This window comes from Idiomarina sp. UBA4520 (assembly GCF_002388365.1).
Lineage (GTDB): Bacteria > Pseudomonadota > Gammaproteobacteria > Enterobacterales > Alteromonadaceae > Idiomarina > Idiomarina zobellii.
Genome location: NZ_DGMK01000010.1, coordinates 1 through 7449 on the forward strand (window position 1 = coordinate 1; position 7449 = coordinate 7449).

At 48.4% G+C, this 7449-nt stretch carries 5 protein-coding genes and 1 pseudogene; 3 read left to right on the plus strand and 3 right to left on the minus strand.

Annotated features, from left to right (window positions below; translation table 11 throughout):
* Positions 1–352 precede the first annotated feature (352 nt).
* On the plus strand, positions 353–1168 hold the full coding sequence (gene sul2, locus B3850_RS03235) for a sulfonamide-resistant dihydropteroate synthase Sul2 (RefSeq protein WP_001043260.1): 816 nt from the start codon (positions 353–355) through the stop codon (positions 1166–1168).
* Between the two features lie 86 nt (positions 1169–1254).
* Positions 1255–1497: pseudogene (glmM, locus tag B3850_RS03240) on the plus strand (phosphoglucosamine mutase); the annotation flags it as partial.
* 235 nt (positions 1498–1732) lie between these two features.
* Here glmM and B3850_RS03245 read toward each other — a convergent pair.
* Positions 1733–3226, minus strand: coding sequence for an IS91-like element ISCR2 family transposase (locus B3850_RS03245; protein WP_001120888.1), 1494 nt, complete (start codon positions 3224–3226; stop codon positions 1733–1735).
* Between the two features lie 411 nt (positions 3227–3637).
* Positions 3638–4390 carry a hypothetical protein gene (locus B3850_RS03255; RefSeq protein WP_286874147.1) on the minus strand — a complete coding sequence of 251 codons (753 nt, stop codon included), beginning with the start codon at positions 4388–4390 and terminating at the stop codon, positions 3638–3640.
* 208 nt (positions 4391–4598) lie between these two features.
* Between B3850_RS03255 and B3850_RS03260 the strand changes: the two genes are divergently transcribed.
* A complete protein-coding gene (locus tag B3850_RS03260; protein WP_286911384.1) occupies positions 4599–5582 on the plus strand; it encodes a lipase family protein in 984 nt (327 codons plus the stop codon).
* 772 nt (positions 5583–6354) lie between these two features.
* On the opposite strand, the gene B3850_RS03265 is transcribed toward B3850_RS03260, so the two are convergent.
* The coding region (locus B3850_RS03265) for a reverse transcriptase family protein (protein ID WP_286911385.1) at positions 6355–7449 on the minus strand (1095 nt) is incomplete at its 5' end.

The following is a 7449-nucleotide window of genomic DNA, read 5'->3' on the forward strand; positions in this document are numbered from 1 at the left end:
GGGGAAAATCCCTAGAACCCCATCTCCAAACATATCAAGCGTGTCTGTATCCCACTCTATTGTAAACAAGACATTTTTATCTTTTATATTCAATGGCTTATTTTCCTGCTAATTGGTAATACCATGAAAAATACCATGCTCAGAAAAGGCTTAACAATATTTTGAAAAATTGCCTACTGAGCGCTGCCGCACAGCTCCATAGGCCGCTTTCCTGGCTTTGCTTCCAGATGTATGCTATTCTGCTCCTGCAGCTAATGGATCACCGCAAACAGGTTACTCGCCTGGGGATTCCCTTTCGACCCGAGCATCCGTATGAGACTCATGCTCGATTATTATTATTATAGAAGCCCCCATGAATAAATCGCTCATCATTTTCGGCATCGTCAACATAACCTCGGACAGTTTCTCCGATGGAGGCCGGTATCTGGCGCCAGACGCAGCCATTGCGCAGGCGCGTAAGCTGATGGCCGAGGGGGCAGATGTGATCGACCTCGGTCCGGCATCCAGCAATCCCGACGCCGCGCCTGTTTCGTCCGACACAGAAATCGCGCGTATCGCGCCGGTGCTGGACGCGCTCAAGGCAGATGGCATTCCCGTCTCGCTCGACAGTTATCAACCCGCGACGCAAGCCTATGCCTTGTCGCGTGGTGTGGCCTATCTCAATGATATTCGCGGTTTTCCAGACGCTGCGTTCTATCCGCAATTGGCGAAATCATCTGCCAAACTCGTCGTTATGCATTCGGTGCAAGACGGGCAGGCAGATCGGCGCGAGGCACCCGCTGGCGACATCATGGATCACATTGCGGCGTTCTTTGACGCGCGCATCGCGGCGCTGACGGGTGCCGGTATCAAACGCAACCGCCTTGTCCTTGATCCCGGCATGGGGTTTTTTCTGGGGGCTGCTCCCGAAACCTCGCTCTCGGTGCTGGCGCGGTTCGATGAATTGCGGCTGCGCTTCGATTTGCCGGTGCTTCTGTCTGTTTCGCGCAAATCCTTTCTGCGCGCGCTCACAGGCCGTGGTCCGGGGGATGTCGGGGCCGCGACACTCGCTGCAGAGCTTGCCGCCGCCGCAGGTGGAGCTGACTTCATCCGCACACACGAGCCGCGCCCCTTGCGCGACGGGCTGGCGGTATTGGCGGCGCTGAAAGAAACCGCAAGAATTCGTTAACTGCACATTCGGGATATTTCTCTATATTCGCGGTTCAGCAGGCATGTCCCCTTTGAGGGCGACCCGACGACAGGATAATCGACCTTATGGTGCGCAAATATTTCGGCACAGACGGTATTCGTGGCAAAGCCAACGAAGGCGCGATGACGGCGGAAACCGCCTTGCGCGTCGGCATGGCGGCTGGCCGTGTCTTTCGTCGCGGTGACCACCGCCATCGTGTCGTGATCGGCAAGGATACGCGCCTGTCGGGCTATATGCTTGAACCCGCGCTCACAGCCGGTTTCACCTCGATGGGCATGGACGTATTCCTTTTTGGCCCGCTGCCGACAACGTATAGGAAGAATAAACGCCCTTTTCACCCAAGTCCAACAGCTTTGGACCGCAGTTGACTCTTTCGACACCCCTGCGATGCAACCCAATCCGGCTGACGGGGAGCCAGCAACGCTGAAAATTTACCCTCCTCTTTCCCACTAGCGGCTCCTTTTCCGACAACCAGCACGGCGGATCCCTGCCGCGGCGCTGTGAACGCAGCATTTTGATTGGTATCGTTGGCCTTCAGGCTCGTCAGTCAAACAGACCCAGGAGCAGCTCAGCCGGTGGCGCCCGGCTTTCGGGTAACGCCCTGGTCCCGCTGGTTTCGGCTTTGTGCTTCAGGTGATCAAGGATCTGCTTGATCACTATAGGGTCTTCAATGCAGGCGATGACTTTCATGGCGCCGCCGCAGCCGCTGCAGGTCTCGATGTCGATATTGAAAACACGCTTGAGCCGTTGCGCCCATGTCATCGACGCTCGCCGTTGTGCTGGTGTTGCCGGTTCATCAGCCACCCTGACCTTGTTGCCCCTGCCCCGTTTTGCCGGCGTGACCAACGCCCGGTGCCGACTGTTGGGTGCGAACACCCCGTGGAAGCGGGTTAGGTTGACTCTGGGCTTCGGTACCAGGGCGGCCAGCCTTGCAATGAAATCCAATGGTTCGAAAATGACGTGCGTGGTGCCGTCCCGGTACGGCGTCTTGAGCTGGTAGCGCACGTTGCCGCCTCGTGTTAACGACAGCCGCTTCTCGGATACCGCCGGGCGGCTGATGTACCGGCACAGCCGTTCGAGCTTCTTGCGTTCATCGGCCCTGGCCGCCACGCCGGCGTGCAGGCTGGACCCGGCTACCTTGCCAATCCCGTCACCGAACGGATCACCACTGGTCGGCAGAGTTTGCAAAGTGAACACCTTTCGCCCCGCCTGTGAACCGACAGCGATACGGTAAGTGATCGAGTGCCCCAGCAGGGGTGTCATCGGGTCGTCATCCACCGCATCCGAGGCCAGATAGCTGTTTTCGACATCCCGTTCCAGCAGGCCTTGCCGTTCCAGATAGCGACCCACCCGGTGGGCGATGGTGTGCGTCAGCTGGGTGAGCTCTGGGCTGGTCGGCGCCTTGACCCAGCGGAAACGCGCTGAGCCGTGGGATTGCTCGACATACACACCGTCGAGAAACAGCATGTGGAAGTGAACATTCAGATTGAGCGCCGATCCAAAACGCTGGATCAGGGTGACCGCGCCCGTCTTGGCCACTTGGTGGGTATGGCCCGCTTTCTTGACCAGGTGCGTGGCAATGACGCGGTAAACGATGCCCAGCACCCACCCCATGATCTCGGGCCGGCTGGCAAACAGGAAACGCAGCTGAAACGGGAAGCTCAACACCCACTGACGCATGGGTTGTTCAGGCAGTACTTCATCAACCAGCAAGGCGGCACTTTCGGCCATCCGCCGCGCCCCACAGCTCGGGCAGAAACCGCGACGCTTACAGCTGAAAGCGACCAGGTGCTCGGCGTGGCAAGACTCGCAGCGAACCCGTAGAAAGCCATGCTCCAGCCGCCCGCATTGGAGAAATTCTTCAAATTCCCGTTGCACATAGCCCGGCAATTCCTTTCCCTGCTCTGCCATAAGCGCAGCGAATGCCGGGTAATACTCGTCAACGATCTGATAGAGAAGGGTTTGCTCGGGTCGGTGGCTCTGGTAACGACCAGTATCCCGATCCCGGCTGGCCGTCCTGGCCGCCACATGAGGCATGTTCCGCGTCCTTGCAATACTGTGTTTACATACAGTCTATCGCTTAGCGGAAAGTTCTTTTACCCTCAGCCGAAATGCCTGCCGTTGCTAGACATTGCCAGCCAGTGCCCGTCACTCCCTGTCGTCTGGGCGTTCCTCTGGGCTAAACATCGACATGATCCGGCGCTTAATATCGCCGTCCTTGTTGACCAGCGTCTTGGTCACGAAGGCCGCGTATTCTTTGGCGTTGTCGTACCCTTTCCAGACCTCGTGGGGGTCAAGAGCGTAGGCGCAAACCCGCCCAGCGACTGGGATTCTGACCAAGGCGCGTTCTGTCTCAAGGTGGGGTTCTAGGCCTTAAAGCCGGTTGGCAACGATGGGAATATCTAAACGTCCTTAGGGGCGATGAAGATATTGACTGATTCAATGCACTTAACCACTAGAAACGTTATCAGCTTCCTTTTCCTCGCTATTATTATGCACACCTTTTGCATGCGAGAGCTTCTGCTTCCATAGCTGTTTAAATTGATAGGCACTCATAACCTCTTTTACATTATCAAACAGCGCATAACCTGGCACTGCCATTACTATGCCTAAAACAAATAGAGGTTGAATCAGTTCATCCAAACTATGATTCGAATCAGACTCAAAAACATCCTTTATCCAAGAGCCAGCTAATCCTGAGAGCGAGAAGGTAATGCAAATAACAGCTATAAGCAGAAATAACCCACTACTTTTTTGGTTGAATTTAGATGACTTTTTAATACACCAAGCATCATACAAATTTGAGGAGCAGGGCTCTAAGGCTCTTCGTCCATTAACATAAGCCTCAACTGTAGATAATGGAAAACGTAGTTGCGCAACAGCGTCCAAGCCCAGCTCTTCGACAAACACATATTTAACACCATACGCTTCCCACACCTTCTCCTTTAAAGAGCGAACTAATGCAGTATCCGAATCGTAGATTATAAGTTCACTGGCTTTATGGGGGCTTATCCCAGACAATGTTCCTAACGCTTCGATGCGAAACTTCTGATGTTCACGCTCCTTCTTCTTAGGATCCCAGTCAGAAAGGAGCTTCCGGAACTTGATAAAAACAATACAGCCAATAGCAAAACCCAAAACCATGGTAGACGCTTCGGAATCAAAAAAACCACTTTCTGTAAGGGAAGACCAAGCATTCATAGTTTAAATTCTTACTCACAAAAATATGAGGATAAAAAATACTTCAAGAAATAATAACGTACACTATTCCACACTACATATACAAAAACCAAACACAATGTTAACTTAAAGTAAACATTTAACTTAGATTATGAATATGTCGAGCCCAATCATAAAAACTAGCGACGAACTGAGCCAAGCAAAACAATTACTCAGTAAAAGCGTACCAATGCACCGAAAAGCATATAGTGACCGAACAGCCTGGTTGATGGCGTGCTTTGCTGAGCTAGCCTATATGAGATTTAACCCCCCGGTCATTACCGATAGTCTTGGTAAAAAAATAGAGAGTATTCTGTCCAAAGGAAAAAATAGTGATGGGGTTCTTAAAAGTGCTATTCAGCTAGCTATCGACAAATTTGCCTATAACCATGAGGAAGAAAAAAAGCTTCTGGAAGAACAACTAAACCAGCTTGATGCTGAACTAATAAAAACATTTGATGCGGATGGCAGCCAAGCGATACTTATAAAAACAAACGAATTTGTCGTACTGTCGTTTCGCGGCACAGAGCCGACAGAATTAAAAGATATTAAATCAGACGCCGACGCAGCTCTGACTAACTGCGTTACGGAAGGAAAAGTTCATTCAGGCTTCCACAGTGCCTACAACATAATCGAAATGGAAATTAATCAATCTCTAAAAGAGTTCGGCGAATTACCTCTTTTTATTACGGGACACTCTCTTGGTGGAGCTCTCGCAACAATAGCAGCTAAAAGAATAACTCACCCTGGAGGAAATGCTGCCTGTTACACATTTGGCGCTCCAAGAGTTTCAGATGACCACTGGCTGATGACAATGAAAACACCAATTTACAGAGTTGTTAACTCCTCTGATGGTGTAACTATGGTACCGCCTCCCGATTTTTTCATCACTTCTATCTCATGGGTACTGGGTTTTATTCCCGCTGTCGGAGATAAACTTAAATCAACTCTACGAGAAAAGTTTGGAGCATATATCCACGGTGGTGATATGCGCTTTCTAACAAACGTGAAAGCAGGTGAATACAGCAAAGCTCGATTACTAACTCATGTGGATATTTGGTATCGATTTAAGGGGTGGGCGAGAAAACAGTTTACCTGGAAAAAGTTTGGAACCGACCACAGTATGTCTGTCTACCGCGCTAAACTAGCTTTTATCGCTTTGAAAAGGAACTAGGGCTGCTTCTTAATTGGAGTAAACCCAAAATCATGAACAGCTCAACTGAACAAGTTAAAAAGTGCGCTCGTACAATATATAAATGTTAGATTTTAAAGGAGAAATAATATCCAAAAGCTTGTTAATCATGCAACAACAGAGATCACCAGTAAACAAGGCTATACATCATTGTTTAAGGCATTTGTAGTCATAACGACCGTCTATCTCGTTTCGACAATGCAAGTTACAAATATCGCATTACCTATTGAAGCTGACGCACACAGGCTAAAATTCTCAGTAGAAAAGGAATTAGAGAAAAATTTAGAATTTAGCAACCTTGAATGTAAGTTTGAAATGAAAACGTATGCAAACTGTAAACTCGCAAAGTATAAGTATAGCTTTTCCAATTCTTCGCTGGATGCCTTAAATACATTTCACTCACTACTTTATATTCTTGCATATGTCACTGGGATACTATCCCTAATTGGTTTTATATTTCATGCGTACGTTGTGAGAGAGTCCGGAGATGAAGAACTTCCAAAAGATGACAATCACATTAAAGAACACGGGGGCTCGCGAAGATAGTATTTCTTCACTCAATGATTCTAACCCCAGTAGTCAATAAAGGATGAAGGGCATTAGTTTCAAATTTCGTATATGAGGCTTGGACTCTTCTACCATCGTTAAAGCTTTTTTCTCTAGTGATCTAGGAAAAAAACAGTTTATAGTAGATGGTTAGTTAGACCGCTAAGCCATTAAACAACGAGTAATTTTTTAGGTCATCGAAGCCAAGTCAAAAGGGCCAATCAATCTCTCGAAATTCGCGCAGCCGCTTTGCAGCATATTCGGGTTCAATTGCTTTTGCGTAATCAATTAATCCGCGCAAATGGGACTGAAGCCCCCAAACAGAATCGAATCCTCTGGCGAGAGCATGTTCTACTGGACCGTGCTTTTTTAGAAAATATAAGTGCTGCCTGATTCTATCCTTCGTTTCTCTTTGCAAAACCGGTACAGCGCCGTCTACATTTAACCCTAATATTACTTTCCTTGCTCCAGGAGGCACAACCTTACACTTCTTAAAATGGGGAAGATACCCATACTGTGATAAAACTCTGTTCACCTCCTGTATGACCTGTTTGGCAAGAGCTCTGTTAAAATCTTTCGAGCTTGTCGAAAGAGCAATATCGTCGCTGTAGCGAGAGTATTTCATGCCATTTTTTTTAGCTATTTTTGATATCTGCTCATCGCACTTCCACATCACTAGATTTGACAACATAGGACTGGATGAAGCTCCTTGTGGTAAATACCCTAAAAGCTTTTGTTCATAATTCCGTATTACCTTATAACTTTTAAAAGCCCACCAGTTTCCATAGTTTCTTCTAGGACTATATTCATCTGAAGAAACAGTACATAAACGTGCAAGTTCAAAAGCTACCAAAGGCTGGTATCCCAGCTTCTGGAATACCGAGAAAACTTGAATTTCCGAAATCGTTTCAAAAAAATTAACTATGTCTAATTTGATCAACCATCGAGCACCACAATGTTTTCTCGCGCAATCTTTAATCGAAGTGCGTTTACGAAAGCCATAACTCGCTCTATGAGGCGAGATATGAGACAGAATATGGTGGTGAATCCACTTTTGAACATGAGCTAATTGAGGCGCGGGAACACGTATAAATCGTCTTCCCCCCGACCGTTTAGCTATAGAGAATTTTCTATATGCATCGGGCTCATCCCTTGAAATATAAGCCTTTAAGGTTTCTAAACTAGTTTTAGTACGCGTCGAAAGGTGGTTGAGGGTTAATATCGATGGGAGATCTGGATTTTCTTCTATAACATTTTCAGTTTGCTCAATAGCACTATCTAGCAGCTCTTCTGCTCTTCCTAT